General features: G+C 46.0%; 12 protein-coding genes. All 12 read left to right on the plus strand.

Annotation, left to right across the window (positions count from 1 at the left end; genetic code table 11):
- Positions 1-22: 22 nt before the first annotated feature.
- On the plus strand, positions 23-505 hold the full coding sequence (locus AC1VYS_RS12160; RefSeq protein WP_482914445.1) for a DinB family protein: 483 nt from the start codon (positions 23-25) through the stop codon (positions 503-505).
- 36 nt (positions 506-541) lie between these two features.
- Positions 542-1,438 carry an acetamidase/formamidase family protein gene (locus AC1VYS_RS12165; protein WP_482914446.1) on the plus strand — a complete coding sequence of 299 codons (897 nt, stop codon included), beginning with the start codon at positions 542-544 and terminating at the stop codon, positions 1,436-1,438.
- A 105-nt stretch (positions 1,439-1,543) separates the two neighbouring features.
- On the plus strand, positions 1,544-2,134 hold the full coding sequence (locus AC1VYS_RS12170; protein WP_482914447.1) for an HAD-IA family hydrolase: 591 nt from the start codon (positions 1,544-1,546) through the stop codon (positions 2,132-2,134).
- A 383-nt stretch (positions 2,135-2,517) separates the two neighbouring features.
- On the plus strand, positions 2,518-3,909 hold the full coding sequence (locus AC1VYS_RS12175) for an extracellular solute-binding protein (protein WP_482914448.1): 1,392 nt from the start codon (positions 2,518-2,520) through the stop codon (positions 3,907-3,909).
- A gap of 112 nt (positions 3,910-4,021) precedes the next feature.
- Entirely contained in the window at positions 4,022-5,416 is a 1,395-nt protein-coding gene (locus AC1VYS_RS12180; protein ID WP_482914971.1) for an ABC transporter substrate-binding protein, read from the plus strand.
- Positions 5,417-5,560: 144 nt separating this feature from the next.
- Entirely contained in the window at positions 5,561-8,434 is a 2,874-nt protein-coding gene (locus AC1VYS_RS12185) for an extracellular solute-binding protein (protein WP_482914972.1), read from the plus strand.
- A gap of 72 nt (positions 8,435-8,506) precedes the next feature.
- Positions 8,507-9,412 carry a carbohydrate ABC transporter permease gene (locus AC1VYS_RS12190; protein ID WP_240037208.1) on the plus strand — a complete coding sequence of 302 codons (906 nt, stop codon included), beginning with the start codon at positions 8,507-8,509 and terminating at the stop codon, positions 9,410-9,412.
- A 21-nt stretch (positions 9,413-9,433) separates the two neighbouring features.
- Positions 9,434-10,279 carry a carbohydrate ABC transporter permease gene (locus AC1VYS_RS12195; RefSeq protein WP_482934515.1) on the plus strand — a complete coding sequence of 282 codons (846 nt, stop codon included), beginning with the start codon at positions 9,434-9,436 and terminating at the stop codon, positions 10,277-10,279.
- A 17-nt stretch (positions 10,280-10,296) separates the two neighbouring features.
- The gene (locus AC1VYS_RS12200) at positions 10,297-11,736 is read left to right on the plus strand and encodes a gluconolactonase (RefSeq protein WP_482914449.1); all 1,440 of its coding nucleotides are present in this window, start codon (positions 10,297-10,299) and stop codon (positions 11,734-11,736) included.
- Entirely contained in the window at positions 11,723-12,346 is a 624-nt protein-coding gene (locus AC1VYS_RS12205; RefSeq protein ID WP_482914450.1) for a Yip1 family protein, read from the plus strand. Before AC1VYS_RS12200 ends, AC1VYS_RS12205 begins: the two co-directional genes overlap by 14 nt.
- A 22-nt stretch (positions 12,347-12,368) precedes the next feature.
- Complete coding sequence (locus tag AC1VYS_RS12210) at positions 12,369-15,035, plus strand: DUF5696 domain-containing protein (RefSeq protein ID WP_482914451.1); 2,667 nt, start codon at positions 12,369-12,371, stop codon at positions 15,033-15,035.
- Positions 15,032-15,931: a carbohydrate ABC transporter permease gene (locus AC1VYS_RS12215; RefSeq protein ID WP_482914452.1), complete on the plus strand. Its 900-nt coding sequence runs from the start codon at positions 15,032-15,034 to the stop codon at positions 15,929-15,931. Before AC1VYS_RS12210 ends, AC1VYS_RS12215 begins: the two co-directional genes overlap by 4 nt.
- Positions 15,932-15,941 lie beyond the last annotated feature (10 nt).

Here is a 15,941-nt window from a genome sequence, read left to right on the forward strand (position 1 = left end):
CAAAGAGAAGGGGGAGTTTGGTGTGAATAAAGAAATGGAACATTTGCTTCAAGCTTTTGAAGAATGGACGCTATTTGTCAAGACGTTGACTCAACTCGAAGAAAAGATCTGGAATTCCAGTCTGGAAAAAGGAAAGTGGACGATCAAATCCATCGTAAGCCATATGATGTTATGGGATCGATATTTTTACAAGGAAGCGATCGAGAAGATTGCTCTGAATCAGCAGATTACGTTGAAGCATCTGGATTTTGATGAGTTCAATCGCAAAGCTGTGGAGTACGGGAGCCGTACAGAGACGTCTGAAATCATCGACAAGGCGATCACATACCGTCATAAAATTATGAATGATATCCGAAGGTTATCGGAGGAGAAGCTTTATCAACGATTTGTGGACACAGAGGGCAACGAGTTCTATATTCCCCAATATCTTAAAGATTTTATATGGCATGACGAGCATCATATGGAACCGTTAAAAACATATCTTGCTGAGGAGGGATTATTATGAGTATTCATACGATTACATTAGCTCAGGAACACCTGATTGGTTCATTCCTCCAATGAGGTTACGCCCATTTTAAACATCAAGTCAGGTGATTCCATCCGTTTTCAGACGCTGGACGCGGGCTGGGGCACAGGAGAAAGTTATGCGAAACGGATCAAACCTTTTCCACGACAAGGTGAAAAAGATGGAGGTCACGCCTTAATTGGTCCAATTTACATTGAAGAAGCGAAGCTGGGCCAAACGCTAGAGATCATTTTCAACGAGATCATACCGGGCAGTTACGGTTTTACTTCCGCAGGCGGATATCCGAATTGGCAGAACCAGAAATTGCACTTAACAGAGGTTGAAGAGCTGTCTCTGAATTGGACAATTGATCGACAAGCGATGAGCGCTTCTTGTGAAGTGCAGGGAAAGAAATACGCCGTATCCTTAAATCCATTCATGGGTGTCGTGGGCATGCCGCCAGAATCAGGCGGAATTCATACGACGTGGCCGCCACGCTATTGTGGAGGAAACATCGACTGTAAGGAACTGGTTCAGGGAAGTAAGTTATATTTACCTATTCCTGTAGACGGCGGTTATCTTGCAATGGGTGATGGTCATGCACGGCAAGGTGATGGGGAAGTCAGTTGTCAGGCGATTGAATGTGCTATGGAGCTTGTAGATGTCACAGTAAGTGTCATAGATGATATGAAACTGACCAATCCTCGTGCACATACGCCGTCTGGCTGGCTTACCTTTGGTTTCGATGAGGATCTGAATGAGGCAACAGTGCAAGCGCTAGATGGTATGTTAAACCTGATGGGTGAGTTATATGGCCTGAAGAGGGTAGAAGCGATTGCGCTTGGAAGCGCGGTAATTGATCTGCGTATCACGCAAATTGTGAATGGTGTGAAAGGCGTGCATGCCTTTTTGCCCCACGATGCTTTTAAGTGATTTGAAACGGTTATGCTGCTTATACAAATTGAATAGATGATTTACATAATCACGGAGTGGACACATCTTTAATTCAGTATTATCAATGAACCGGAGGTTGATGTGATGAGAGACAAGCCACAGCTTGTTTTAGATATTGCAGGTGTGTTGTTAAGTAATATGTCGTTAATGTGCTGGAAAGAAATGATTCAGGAAACGAATCTGTCAGCAGATCAATTAAAAATGCATTTTGGGAGCATTAAGAAACAGCTTTGGACTGGGAAGATGAAGGAAGAAGAGTTTTGGATTTCCTTAGGCGAAGTGTTTCCTGAATTACCGATCGGCCGAGCAAGAGACATCCTATTTGATTCAATCGTTCCGCTACCTGCTGCTGGGTACCTTGAGCGCTGGAGTAAGTTCGCCGATATTCATCTACTTAGCAATCATTGCAGCGAATGGATACAACCGAATCTGGATAGCTTAAGCCATTATGCAAAAAGTGTAACGATCTCGAATCAAGTAGGTTTATGCAAACCGGAGATTGAAATATATCAACTGGTTGAAACGCATCTGACAGGCGGAGTAGACGTATTGTTTATAGATGACCAAGAGAAAAATTTGCATTCGGCTAAACACCTCGGATGGAAGACATTGTTGGCGGATGAAGAGGGGAAATGGACTCAAGAAGTAGAATCATTCATAAATTTTCAAATTTAAATTCGTATTTCATATATTACTGAAGCCCTCTACGATGTCATTTCATTTGATGTTAGAGGGTTCTTCCAATTTATGTCCTTTAAGTGTTTTATTTTCCTGAAATTGTGCGGAATGAAATGACGGTGATCAAAATATTCTAAATAATAACAGAATATGTATTGACCCAAGGCTTTTTATGATACTATAATGAAATGGGTTTCATGAAATCCGTTTCATTAATTCCTGACAACTTCGTAAGCGCTTTCTGTTGAAAGGGGTAATACAGGTTTTCAAGTTCCCATCTATGACAGCCTTGTGATGAGTTAAGTCATTCGAGGAAGTCATCCTAGCGTTATGCAAGCTTGATTCATCTTTATCTAACTTTGAGGGGGAGCGTGTGAAAGATGAAGTTTGTGCGAAAGAAAAGGAATAGCCTGCTGGTGATGTTCACCTTAATGGTGACCATTATTGCTGGTTGCAGTGGTGGAGGAACACCATCTGATACTGCGACTCAGCCGCCTGCGAATGAAAACAAAGAAGCGGCGGTTGAACCTGCACAGGAGAAACAGGAGCCGAAAGTGGATTTGAAAGGCAGAGCTGTCCGGATATCGAACTGGTGGGATGCATCTCCCAAAGGAGACTCAGAGGCAGATGAGCGTGCTCGTGAACGAATCAAAAATGTAGAAGAAAAATACAACGTGAAAATTTCCTATTTGAATACTGATTACGGAGCAACATCTGAGAAAATTTCTTCATCCGTGATGGCCAATGAGCCTTTTGCAGAGATTGTGCGTGTGCCTGACGGGTACATCTGGGGCCTCATGCAGGGCGGATTCCTTACACCACTGGATGATTATCTGAAAGATACGCAGATCAAGCCGGATGTTATCGATTCCATGCGATTCGGCAGTGATAAAGTATATGGCTTGACGGGTTGGTATACTCCGAATGACAGTGGAATGTTTTATAACAAAAGAATCTTCAAAGAAGCTGGTTTGAAGGATCCCCAGCAATTGATGGAAGAGGATAACTGGAACTGGGATACGATGCTGGATGCAGCGAAGAAACTAACCGTTGATAAAAACGGGGATGGCAAGATGGATCAGTATGGTCTGTCGGGTGCGTATTACGTACTTCACGAAACGCTGATCGGAAGCAACGGCGGTAAAATGTACGACGAGGCAACACAAAAGGCAGCGTTTGATTCACCCGAATCTTTGGAAGCGCTTAACTTTTTGTATAGCCTGTACAACGATCATAAAGTCGTGAAGGCTAACGCCGGCAATGACTGGGAAGACCCTTCCAAATTTTTCTCAGAAGGAAATATAGCGATGTACCCCGGCGGATTGTGGGAAGTGGAAGGCCGCATTCTGGATAAGTTAAAAGACGACTGGGGATATGTTTACATGCCTAAAGGTCCTAAAGCCAAAACTTACCTGGATACAGTCAACAGTACCGAAAGTTTTGTTATTCCTAAGGGCGTAAAAGATGCGGATATCATCGTCAAAATCTGGGAAGAACTTCAGGACTTTGACAACTGGCAGGATAATCACCGCCTATGGTTAGAAAACATTTTGCCTGACGAAGCTTCAATCGCTAACGCCATGAATGACAACGGACAGGTTGAACGGGTATACGGTGCTCGTGCTGGAGGATTAGGTGTTAAGGAAGCACTTGGCAGTGTAACTGAAAAGTTTGTGAAAGGTGAAGTGACCCCATCGACAGGTGTTGCTCAGATCATTGGGCCTGCCCAGGCAGGAATCCAGAAAGTATTGAAGGGCGAAAAAAGCAAGTAGGGAGTAAGCTATGGAGCTACAGGTTTGGTTTTGTATCTTATGTTAGAGGCTTTGTGGTAATGGCACTAAGGTAAAATCATTTATTTGAGGGAGGCAGCCCATGTTGAAAAAAATGATTTCTAACAAAATAATGTTTTTTGTTTTGTTTGCCGCATTGATCACGCTTTTGTCTGCATGCAGCAGTTCAAATGACAAACCAGCCGAGCCTGTTGCTAAACCAGCTGAAACGGAGACAAACACAACCCCAGCGAAAGAAGAAGAGAAGGAAGAGGCTACGCCAGCCCCTGATCTGAACGGACGGGTCATTCGAATATCACACTGGTGGGATGCCACACCAAAAGGGGATTCGGAGTCAGATGAACTAGCACGTGAGCGGATCAAATTGGTGGAAGAGAAGTATAACGTGAAGATTAAATATCTGAACACCGAATACTGGTCTACTTCCGAAAAATTGTCTTCCTCGGTGCTTGCCAACGAACCTTTTGCAGAAATTGTCCGTATTCCCGATGGTTTCATCTGGGGACTAATGCAGGGCGGATTCTTGTCACCACTGGATGATTATCTCAAAGACACTCGGGTGGAGAAAGATGTTGTTGACTCGATGCGCTTTGGTGGTGACAAGGTGTATGGCTTAGAAAGCTGGTATACACCGAATGAAAGCGGGATGTTCTATAACAAACGGATTTTTAAAGAAGCGGGTATAAAAGACCCGCAACAGTTAATGGACGAGGATAACTGGAACTGGAATACGATGCTGGATGCCGCCAAAAAGCTGACGGTTGACCGAAACGGTGACGGTAAAATGGATCAATATGGTCTCGCTGGAGCGCATTACGTACTTTCGGAGATGCTGATCGCGAGTAATGGCGGGAAATTATACGATGAGCAGACCAATAAAGTGACGTTTAATTCTCCCGAAGCTATGGAAGCGCTTAATTTCCTGCATAGCCTGTACAACGAGCATAAAGTGATCAAAGCTAACGGAGGAAACGACTGGGAAGATCCAGCCAAATATTTCGGAGAAGGCACGATCGCGATGTATCCAGGAGGACTCTGGGAGGTTGAAGGCCGGATCGTAGATAAGCTGAAGGATGAGTGGGGATATGTTTATATGCCGAAGGGACCTCAAGCGAAGACATATCATGAACCATTTGGTCAAACAGCAGCTTACGTGATTCCTAAGGGTGTGAAGGATGCAGATGTCATCGTCAAAATCTGGGAAGACCTGCAAGACTTTGATAACTGGCAAGAAAATCGCAGGTTGTCCCTTGAAAATATATTGCCGGATGAAGCATCAATTGCAAATGCGATGAATGATGATGGCAAGGTACAACGTTTGTTTGGCGGACGCTTCGGCGGTCTGGGCATCAAGGAACAGTTGGATAGCGTAACCGAGAAGTTTGTTAAAGGGGAAATCACTCCTTCCACAGGTGTTGCACAAGTCATCGCACCTGCGCAGGCAGCCGTGAAAAAAGTGTTAAGTGGAGAGCAGGACAAGAAAAAATAATGCATATAAGTTGACGGCCCCATGTCTGTTCCCGTTAGCCGGAAAACAGTATGCGGCCGTTCATCTCATTACGTTTAAGAGAGTCAGTTAAAGGAGGGGCATTGGGTGAAATTCACATTATCCCGAGTGACGATTGTTGTCGTCATGTTAATGCTCGTCGTGGTGTATGCGATATTCAGTTCCGGTGCAAGCGGTAATTCGAAAACCGGAAATCGAACATCAGATCCGAGCCGTGTGATGCCGATATCGGAATCTGCTACTGAGGGTAGCTATGATTATTATCTGCAGCAATTCCAGAACGAGAAGCAGCCTTCCAGGGAAATTGTCATTCAAGGAGCAGATTACACAGCTGCTGAAGGAATGAAACCCGAGATGATCACGGAGCTCGGCGGCGAAACGGGCAAGTTCATACGAACAGAGGAAAGTGGTTCAGTGCAATGGGACGTGGATGTTCCGGAATCCGGAATGTATAACATGACCTTGCGCTATTACCCGATTCAAGGAAAGAGCTCTGCCATCGAACGTGAATTATGGATTGATGGGGAGATCCCTTTCAACAGTGCACGCAATATTAGCTTTCATCGGGTTTGGGTCAATGAGAAGTCTGAAATCGAACAAGACAACAGAGGCAATGATCTGCGTCCGCGTCAGATTGAAGCACCGATGTGGCAGGAGTCCATCCTGAGAGATAAAGAAGGCTATTATGAAGAGCCGTACCAGTTTTATTTTTCAGCAGGGAAACACTCCATAAAGCTTGTATCAACACGGGAGCCGATGGTCATTGATTCGATCAAACTGCATCATTACGAAGAGCCGCCATCCTATGCTGAACTTAAGCAGGAGTACGAATCGAAGGGATACGCGGCAACCAGTGGACACTTGATCAAAGTTCAAGGGGAACAGGCTGCAACCAAGTCATCACCGACATTGTATCCCATTACAGATCGATCCAGCACATCGACAGAACCGTATGATGTTTCCAAAATCAGGATGAACACCATTGGCGGAAACAACTGGCGTGTGCCGGGGCAATGGATTGCATGGGAAATGGATGTACCAGAGGATGGCTTATATAAGATAGCGATCAAAGGCAGACAGGAATTGCTGCGGGGCATATACTCCACCCGCTCGTTGCAAATTGATAACAAAACTCCATTCAAAGAGATGACACAGATTCCATTCTTCTATGATTCTGATTGGCAGATGAACGTCTTGGGGAGCGAAGAAGAGCCGTATTTATTTTATTTAACCAAAGGAAAACATGATTTGCAGCTTGAGGTCAGTCTGGGGGCTATTGCGCCTTTGATCCGTCAGGTTGAAGCTAGTGTGCTTGAAATCAATGCGATGTATCGAAAAATTCTGATGATCACAGGTAATGTACCTGATCCGTATCGTGATTATCAATTAGATAAACAGATTCCGGATATGGTGGATGTATTTCATAAACAAAGTGATATTTTGAATGCGGTTTCTGAAGAGCTAATTCGTCTGACAGGGGAGAAAAGCGACAAAACGGCAATTTTGAATAAAACAGCCTATCAGTTAGCTGATCTGGCCGACAAACCGGAAACGGTTCAGAAACGGTTGTCTCAATTCAAAATTAATGTGGGTAGCGTCGGTTCTTGGCTCCTGGAAGTGCGTGAACAGCCTTTAGAGATTGACTATCTGCTGCTGGCTTCACCTGATGAGAAGCTGCCAAAAGCAAATGACTCAGCTTTCCGCAAAGCCGGACATGAGGTTTCGTCTTTCTTCCATTCCTTCTTTGAAGATTACGATACCATCGGTAGCACAGCGGATGAAGATAAGTCCGTTACCGTCTGGATTGGTACAGGCCGCGACCAGGCGCAGGTATTAAAAGCGATGATTGATGACACATTTACGCCGCTAACAGGCATAAGTGTAAATCTCAAGCTGGTCAATGCGGACGTGTTGCTTCGTGCCTCGCTTGCAGGAGAAGGCCCGGATGTGGCGATGCAGGTAGGCAATGATGTACCGGTTAACTTCGGGATGCGGCATGCGGCAGAGGATCTGTCTACGTATCCGGGGTACCACGAATTGATCCAACAGTTCAGGGACAGTGCCATGGTTCCTTATCAATTTGAGGATCAAGTATTTGCACTGCCGGAACAGCAAATCTTCAACATGTTATTTTACCGCAAAGATATATTGGAACAGCTTGACCTTGAGCCACCGCAGACGTGGGAAGACGTATATGCCATGATTCCGGTGCTGCAGAAGCACAACATGGAAATGGCACTGCCGCTTGCTCAAACTACAGGTGTACCTGTACTTGAGGTCAATCGGGCGTATGCGATGCTGCTTTATCAGATGGGTGGTTCATTCTATCAAGACCACGGTGCGAAGAGTGGTATGGATACGGAAACGGGACTGGAAGCGTTCAAAGAGTGGACGAATTTCTATACCAGTTATAAGCTCCCGCTCACGTTTGATTTCCCGATGCGTTTTAGAACAGGGGAAATGCCAGTTGGCATTATGGATTATACCTTCTATAACTATTTATCCGTGTCCGCTCCAGAAATCAAGGGATTATGGGAATTCGTTCCGGTTCCAGGCATCAAGCAGAAGGACGGAAGTATCAAACGGGATGTGGCGAGTGGTGGTACGGCGACGGTCATGCTGAAACAATCCAAGCACAAGGATGCCGCGTGGGAATTCATGAAATGGTGGGTTAGTAAAGATGCACAAGTTCGATTCGGACGGGAAATGGAAGGTCTGATGGGAGCTGCGGCGCGCTATCCGACAGCCAACATTGAAGCATTACAGGAATTGCCGTGGCCAATTCGCGATTACCGCAGTTTGGAAGAACAGTGGGAGTGGGTGCAGGGTGTTCCGGAGGTTCCTGGAGGTTACTTTACAGGTCGCCATCTGGATAATGCATTGCGTGAGGTCGTGAATAACGGTACCAATTCCACGGATGCGATCTACGATTATGTGCAGGAAATTAACTATGAAATTCAACAGAAACGAAAAGAGTTTAAATTGGACGGAATGCGCTAGGGAGGGACTCTTTTGCAAAAGGCAGACATGGTGACCAAAACTAGTTCTCAGCCCAAGCGCACGCCTGCCGGCATGCCGGGTAAATGGGAACTCTTTGTCAGAGATATGAAGCGGGATAAACATTTGTATGTTCTACTCTCACCTTATATGTTGTTATTTTTACTGTTTACAGTGTTTCCCGTCATCATCTCTATTTTCTTCAGTTTTACCAACTTCAATATGCTGGAGTTTCCGCAGTGGGTCGGCTGGGAGAATTATTCCAAGCTGCTCTGGAATGATGATGTCTTCTTGATTGGTCTCAAAAATACGATTATTTTCTCGGTCGTTACCGGCCCGATCAGTTACATCGCCTGTTTTGTATTTGCATGGCTGATTAATGAGCTGAATCCCAAGGTGAGAGCCTTTATGACCCTGATCTTTTTTGCACCTTCGATCTCGGGTAATGTGTTCTTTATTTGGCAAATTATATTCTCGGGGGATTCTTACGGTATTATGAATGGTTTCTTGATGAAAACAGGCATTCTGTATGAGCCGATCCTGTGGCTTCAAGATCCTAAATATATGCTGGCGATTATCATGCTCGTGCAATTGTGGCTCAGTCTGGGAACCAGTTTCCTGGCGTTTATTGCGGGTTTGCAGACCGTAGATCGGACGCTATATGAAGCAGGGGCAATCGATGGAGTCCAGAATCGCTGGCAGGAGTTATGGTACATTACGCTGCCTTCGATGCGCCCTCAGTTGATGTTTGGTGCGGTTATTCAGATTACCGCGTCCTTGGCGGTGGCCGAAGTCGCTACGGCGCTGGCCGGTTTTCCGAGTGTGCAGTATGGTGCACATACGATCGTCACTCACTTGATGGATTACGGAACGATTCGCTTCGAAATGGGTTATGCGTCTGCCATTGCAACGGTGTTATTCGGTCTGATGCTGGGTTCCAACCTGCTTGTACAAAAGCTTCTGAAGAGAGTGGGGGAATAGCAGATGAAAATAGCCCTGCGTATGAAACGAAAAATCAACCGATCCTGGCAGGTCGACATCCTGCTGTTCCTGCTACTTGGCGGATTTGGCGCATTTATGGCGGTTCCGCTCATCTATGTCATTAATAATGCGTTTAAACCGCTGGATGAGCTGTTCATATTTCCGCCAACCCTGTTTGTTCGGAATCCGACGTTTGAGAACTTTTCGGATTTGTTTCAGGTGATGAAAAATTCATGGGTCCCCTTCTCAAGATACATTTTTAATACGGTGTTTATTACGGCGGCGGGTACATTCGGTCATATCATGCTGGCCTCGGCGGCAGCATATCCACTGGCGAAACACAAGTTTCGCGGACATAAGATTTTGTTCACGGTGATCGTCTTGTCATTGATGTTCTCGCCGCATGTCACGGCCATTCCGAACTATATGATCATGTCGACACTCGGCTGGCTGGACTCGTATCAAGCGATCATTATTCCGGCTTTTGCTTATCCGCTCGGCTTGTATCTGATGAAGCAGTTTATGGAGCAGATCCCGGATGCACTGCTAGAGGCGGCAAAAATGGATGGTGCGAGCGAATACCGAATTTTCTTTCAGGTGGTTATGCCACTTGTCAAACCGGCTTGGTTAACCTTGCTCATCCTGATGATGCAGATGCTGTGGGGAACGGATGGCGGTAGCTTCATCTATAGTGAGCAACTCAAAACGATGCATTATGCCATGGGACAGATTGTGCAAGGAGGGATTGCTCGTGCAGGGGTAGGCGCTGCCGTGGCTGTGATCATGATGACGGTGCCAATCGTGACGTTTGTATTATCGCAGAGCAATGTCATTCAAACGATGGCTTCATCCGGCATGAAGGATTAAGGGAGAGGGTGTTACAGATGAGAGTGAAATCATGGCTAATCGTTCTGGTAGCTTCCCTGCTGATTGCTGGATTAGGACATAACCAGGCTCATGCGGCACCGTATGAGGGATATACCTACAACTATTGGGGAGATTCGGTGAAGTCACCGATTGCGTTTCTTCCCTCCAGAGTAATCACAGGGGAAGAGGCCGGAACAGGAGCATGGCAGTCACCGCTGGATTTATATGCTGCGAAAGATGGCTTGCTCTATATTCTGGATTCAGGCAATGGACGGATCGTTGTCTTAAATGAGAAATGGGAAGCGGTTCGGGTCATTCAAGATTTTAACCATGACGGTAAAAAGGATAGTTTTAACAACCCTGAGGGACTCTTCGTGACGGAAGCTGGTCAAATCTACGTTGCAGATACCGAAAACCGACGGATCGTAGAGTTGAATCAAGATGGTACTTTTGTGCGTGCCATCGGTGCACCAGAGTCGGATGTGCTTAGTGATAACTTTGAATACTTTCCTCGCAAGGTGATCGTGGACAAAGCTGGACGAATCTATGTGGTTGGTCGTGGGGTCTTCGAAGGACTGATTGAGTTCGACAGTGACGGACGTTTCACAGGATTTATGGGTACCAATCGTGTGCAGTTTGATCCAGTCGATCTGTTCTGGAAAACCGTATCTACGAAGGAACAACGTGAGAAAATGGTTCGGTTTATCCCGCTGGAGTTCAACAACGCGGACATCGATGATGGCGGTTTTATCTACACCACAACAGCGGATAAAAACTCGCTTTCTTCCGTCAAAAGATTGAATCCGTCCGGTATTGATGTACTACGGGTCAACGGTGAATTTGCACCGGTCGGAGATTTGACCTTCAATCGCTCTTCCTTCGTGGATATCAAGGTGTCCAGTAACGGTGTCTATCGCGCACTAGATTCAACTAGAGGACGGGTGTTCACGTATAACGAGGACGGTAATCTCCTCTATGTCATAGGTCAACTGGGCAATCAGATCGGTACGTTCAAAAATCCGGTCGCTATCGAAAGCCATGGAGACGCTATCTACGTACTGGATCGAGATCTCGGCCGGATTACGGAGTTCAAGGCGACAACCTTTGGAAGCCTGGTTAATGAGGCCAATCGGTTGTACAGCTCTGGTAAACATACGGAAGCCGCCAAGTTATGGCAAGAGGTACTGCGCCTTGACGCGAACTATGAGATGGCCTATATCGGGATCGGCAAATCAATGCTGCGAGAAGGAAAGTACAAGGAAGCCATGACCTATCTTAAGCTGGGGAATGACCGCGAATACTATTCCAAAGCTTTAGCTAAGTATCGGAGAGAATATATGCGCGAATATTTCGGGTTGTACATGACTGTAGCGATTGCATTGTTAATCAGCGTTATCGTCTGGCGCCGGATCGCCAGAACACGGAATGAGAGGGGGGCCACAGATGTCGCTAATTAAGGAACTCAAATACTCTCTACATGTCGCGGTACGTCCGTTTGACGGATACTGGGATTTGAAATATGAAAATAAAGGTAGATTGCGCGTTGCATTACTGGTGTTGCTTGCCGTGACGGTAACAATGATCTTGAAGCGACAGTTTGCCGGATATGTTGTCAATGACAACTATCCACTTTCACTTAACAGTATTAACGAGTTCAAGTATATCGTACTCCCTTTTCTCCTCTGGTGTATTGCCAATTGGTCGCTGACCACGCTGATGGACGGGGAAGGCAAGTTCAAAGACATCTTGATTGCAACAGGATATGCGATGCTTCCGCTTATTCTGGTTAACATTCCCAATATTTTGCTTAGTAATGTGATTACGCTGCGCGAATCTTCTTTTTATTACTTGCTGGATTCGTTCGGTGTCATCTGGTTTGTGTGGCTGCTTTTTATCGGAACCAAGACGGTACATCAGTATTCGGTCATGAAAACGATTATGACCATGCTGCTTACGCTCGTAGTAATGGGTGTTGTGATCTTCCTGGGCTTGCTTTTCTTTAGCCTGATCCAGCAAATTATCAGTTTTGGTTATACCCTCTTTCAAGAGATTACACTGCGCGAATAGGAGAAGAAAGGAGGTGCCTGATATGAGAAAAAAGCGTACCGCATTGGCAGCGGCTATCCTCATCGCAAGTTTGTTCACGTCTCAAAATGTCAATTATGCGGAATCCGTATCGGAACGGGTGGCAACCACATCTGGCGATTCACAAGAGACGAGTAAGAATACGTCTGCTGAGTCGTCTGAAACACAACAAAGTTCATCGGAGCAGGAGAAGGCGGATGCTTCACGTGAGGGAGAAGAGCAGTCCGTTGCGACCAGCTCAGGAGCGAAGGCAGCATCGGCGAATCAACAGAATAAGGAAGCAGTAGCTGTCCCTGAGGGGATGGAAGCTGTTGCAGAAAAGGATGGCCTGATCCTGTATCTAAAGCCGGAAACCACAGAGATTGCGGTCAAGGACAAGAAGAATGGTGCCATGTGGTTTTCCAATCCACAGGATCGTGAAGCAGATGCCATTGCGACCGGATATAACAAATCCCAGCTGAATGTGCAGTTTGAATTGACGTATTACGATAATACGGGCAATGCGCTCAAATACGATAATTTTACGCACAGTGTAGAGAGTGGTCAGTTTGAAGTTGAAAAAGTAGAGGACGGCCTCAACATCGTATACACGCTGGGTGAAGTCAAAAGTGATATTGAAGCTATCCCTAAATATATTAGCGAGGAACGCTTTAACACGTTGATTCTCGCGAAACTGGAAGAAAAAGATCAGAAAGAAATCGAGAAGCGCTTTAAGTACGATGAGGAGAACAAACGTTTCGAGAGACGGGACTCTTCTCTGAAAGGTGTAGGTTTGTCCAAAGTTACCCGCATCTTTGAGTCTGTTGGTTATGATGAGGCACAGATCGCAATTGATAAAGCGGCTTATGGTGAAGAGGAAAGCGGAAGCACAAGTGTCGTTGTGCCTGTCCACTATCGGCTGGAGGAAGGACGTCTGCGCGTATCGATTCCGGAGAATGGTATCCAGTATCCAGATACGATGAAGATTCAATCTTTGTCTCTGCTGCCGTTTTTCGGTGCCAGCGGGCCGAAGGATGAAGGATATAGCTTGGTGCCGGACGGATCAGGATCATTGATTTATTTTAATAACAAAAAAACGTCTGTATCCCCATACAGTACAGTGCTGTATGGTAGCGATCATGCCGTGAACCAGCTCACCCAGATTCAGAAAGAACAGAAGGCAAGAATGCCTGTGTTCGGTATGAGTTATGGAGACAAAGGTTACCTTGCGGTCATCGAGAAAGGTGATGCAGTTGCGTCCGTCGAGGCAGATGTCAGCGGCAGATTGAATCAGTACAACACCGTACATTCAAGCTTTGCGCTGAGCAGCATGGAAGAGGTTACCCTGACGAATGGCTGGCGTTCCAGCACAGTCAAACGGTTTCAGGCACAGCCTTTTCATAACGAGATGGCCGTTGTATATGAATTTCTGAATGCAGACAATGCGAGTTATTCCGGCATGGCCTCGACTTATCGGGATTATCTAACGGAGCAAAAGAAACTCACCCGTTTGGCTGATGATACTGCGTTGCCTTTCTATGTCGAACTGATTGGTGGCATTCCGAAGAAAAAATTCTTCCTGGGTATCCCGTACAATGCCTATGAACCTCTGACGACGTTTGAAGAGGCGCAGGATATTTTAAAAGAAATGCAAAGCCTGGGTGTAGAGGACATCCAGCTTCGGTACTCGGGGTGGTTTGGCGGAGGCATTCATCATAATATGCCGAAGTCCATCGATGTAGATAAAAAGCTTGGTGGCGCTAAAGGTTTGCAAAACCTGCAGGCCTACACACAAGAAAATGGTTTTGGATTATACCCGGACGTATCTTTCCTGGAGGCGTTCCCAGAAGCAAAAGGATTCAAGAAATCGTATGCTTCACGCCAAATTACAGGTAAACTCGCGCAGTTATTCCCGTACCATATCTCCTCCTTTACACGGGATGATGAAGCATCTCCTGGCTATGTGCTGAGTCCGGAAGCGGTGCCGGGCATTGTGAACGGGTTTTTGCAAGATTACAAGGAAACAGGACTTACAGGTCTGTCGCTTCGAGATTTAGGCGACCAGCTGAATTCCGACTTCAACCGTGCTAACGTGATCAATCGCGAACAGGCCAAAGAAATTGCAATACAGCAGCTTGAACAGGTGCGCAGTTCGGATGCCTCTCTTCTTGTAGAAGGCGGCAATAGTTATGCGAGTCCCTATGCCAGACATATTGTAGATGCACCTGTGAGCAACAGCGGGTTTAACATCACCGATGAAGCGGTCCCTTTTTTCCAACTGGTCTATCACGGCTACGTCCAATACACAGGGCAGGCATGGAACATGGCGGATGACCAAGATTCCCATGTACAGATGCTGCGGGCGATTGAAACCGGATCGGCACCATATTACACGTGGTTCTACGCAGATCCATCTGCGATCAAATTGACGAGTTTTGACGCGTTATATTCAGCCGATTACCGGCGCTGGATTCAGGAATCCGCTGAGCGCTATAAGGAACTGAGCAATGTGTTACAGGATGTACAGAATCAAACCATTGTGAAACATGAGAAGCTGAGTAAGGGTGTTTATCAAACGACATTCGAAAAAGGCAAAACGGTTATTGTGAATTACAACGATGCTGATGTGGAACTAAACGGCATACGTGTTGCAGCGAAGAGCTACAAGGTAGGAGGTGACACGCCGGAATGAAACTCAAGAAATTATCGTTAGAACAGAAAAACAGATATTACGGTTTGTATTTCATCCTGCCTTGGTTCATCGGCTTCCTGCTGCTGTTCATGGTGCCTCTGATCTCATCGTTCCGATACAGTCTGAGCAATCTACAGGTGTCCAATGAAGGGTTTACGCTGGAATTTATCGGTTTGGCGAATTTCCGCGAGGCTTTATTCTCTCATGAATCCTATGTGAGGATGCTGACTGAATCTGTGGTCAATATCGTCGTGAATACACCGTTAATTATTATTTTCAGCTTGTTTTTTGCCGTGATTCTGAATCAGAAGTTTCATGGAAGGGTTTTGGCGAGAGCCATTTTTTTCCTTCCAGTTATTCTGGCCTCAGGTATTATTGCGAGTATCGAAAACGGTGACTTGATGCAATCCGTTGTTCGTAGTGCCAATGATATGACGGGCGGCGGACTGTCCGTGATGAAAAATCTGGATTTGACCATTATGCTGCTTGAATCGGGCATGAGTCCAATTCTGGTTGAATATCTGACAGGTGCGGTCAGTCGGATTTACGAGATTGTCAGTCAGTCTGGCGTACAGATTTTGATTTTCCTTGCGGGTCTTCAATCGATCTCTCCATCGCTGTATGAAGCTGCCAAAATTGAAGGATCTACGGGCTATGAAGCCTTTTGGAAAATTACGTTCCCGATGCTGAGCCCGTTGATTCTGACGAATCTGGTGTATACCATCGTGGATAGCTTCATCAGTGATCAGACGAGTCGGCTTGTGGTAGATACGGCCTTCAAGAGCTTTAACTTTGGACTCAGTGCGGCGATGTCCTGGATGTATTTCGGCGTTATCGCACTGATCCTGTGGGTAACGACCGCCCTGGTGTCCCGTAAGGTCTTTTATCAAAATTAGTAATTCTGAA

Source organism: Paenibacillus sp. G34 (genome assembly GCF_056856875.1).